This window comes from Acinetobacter sp. YH12021, from assembly GCF_013420145.1.
GTDB classification, from domain to species: domain Bacteria; phylum Pseudomonadota; class Gammaproteobacteria; order Pseudomonadales; family Moraxellaceae; genus Acinetobacter; species Acinetobacter towneri.
In genome coordinates this window covers 1-1,366 of the sequence record NZ_VOYT01000068.1, presented here as the reverse complement: position 1 = coordinate 1,366, position 1,366 = coordinate 1, and the positions used below count along the sequence as shown (strand labels likewise).

Annotated in this window: 1 protein-coding gene and 1 pseudogene; both read right to left on the bottom strand. The window is 45.0% G+C overall.

From position 1 onward, the window contains the following. Positions 1-74: 74 nt before the first annotated feature. Positions 75-848, bottom strand: a complete 774-nt coding sequence (gene istB, locus FTT91_RS14535) for an IS21-like element ISAba8 family helper ATPase IstB (RefSeq protein ID WP_159139008.1) — start codon at positions 846-848, stop codon at positions 75-77. Further along, a pseudogene (gene istA / locus FTT91_RS14530) lies at positions 848-1,366 on the bottom strand (IS21-like element ISAba8 family transposase); the annotation flags it as partial. The pseudogene istA and the gene istB, both read right to left, overlap by 1 nt.

Here is a 1,366-nt window from a genome sequence, read left to right as displayed (position 1 = left end):
TGTCAACGGCATTCTAAAATTGACCCCTTTTACCTTACAAATGGCAAAGTAAAATTGACCCCTTTGATCTCGTATTAAATTTCAACCTGAGGCTGAATCCCTATTCTTTTTTTATCCTTCAAACGATAACTCTCACCCGATATTTGTACCACATGACAGTGATGCAATAACCGATCTAACATCGCAGCGGTCAACGTGACATCATCCGCAAATGACTTAGACCATTGGCTAAAGGGTAAGTTACTCGTCAATATCGTACTGCCTTTTTCATAACGCTTGGCAATCACGTTAAAGAACAGATTCGCTTCTTCACGTCCAAACGGTAAATAACCAATTTCATCGATAATCAGTAATTTTGGGGCGAGTATCACCCGTTGCATATAGGTTTTCAATTTACCTTGCTGATAGGCTGTACTGAGTTGCAGCATGAGATCGGCGGCGGTAATAAACTTGGTTTTGACATTGTTCATGATGGCCTTATAGCCTAATGCCATGGATAAATGCGTTTTCCCTACACCGCTAGCACCAAGAAACACCACATTTTCTGCTCTAGCAATAAAGCTCAGGTTGAACAACTCGACCACCTGTGATTTGGGAGCACCCAGTGCATAATTAAAATCGTAACCTTCCAGCGTTTTCACTTGAGGCAGGCCTGAGAGTTTCATCAGTACCTGCTGGCTGCGCTGTTGCCTGGCAGCATATTCATGCGTCAAGATCGCTTCAACAAAGTCGGCATAACTTCCATCCTGACCTAATGTTTGTTGTGCATGATGTGACCATTGTGATGCGATGGCAGGCAGATTGAGCTTTTGGCAAAGCTGCTCTATACGGTCGTATTGCAGATTCATCAGGAAACTCCCAGCAACTGGTCATATACAGATAAGGGATGCTGCAAACTCTCGTAGGGCATGACATGCTGTGCTGCTGCAACAGGTACAGTGCTGGAACCTGTATCTGATTGCGGTAATGGCGTAAATTTTTGCTGCTCCTGTTGCAGTCGAACAGCCGGTTTTTCCTGCGTGGTGGCATGAATCCGCTGATTGGCGGTTTCATGCAGCCACCGGCCAATGTGGGCATTGGCGACATCAACATCTAACAGTAAACCCGAAGTCTTCAGGCTTGCTTTCAATGGCACAATAAAGCTTGATTTGAGGTATCCATTAAAGCGTTCAACTTTGCCTTTGGTCTGTGCACGGTAGGGCTTACATACGCGAGGACGAAAGCTGTATTTCTTGGCGCAGTCGAGCAGTTTGGGATTCCATTTATGCTGCCCCTCCTGATAGGCATCCCGTTCAATCATGATCGTTTTAGCGTTATCAAACAGGATTTCCTGAGGTACTCCTGCAAAGAACTGAAATGCATTTTC

Excerpts from the sequence above, each read along its gene's own strand:
- istB (WP_159139008.1), bottom strand. The coding sequence starts at position 848 with ATGAATCTGCAATACGACCGTATAGAGCAGCTTTGCCAAAAGCTCAAT.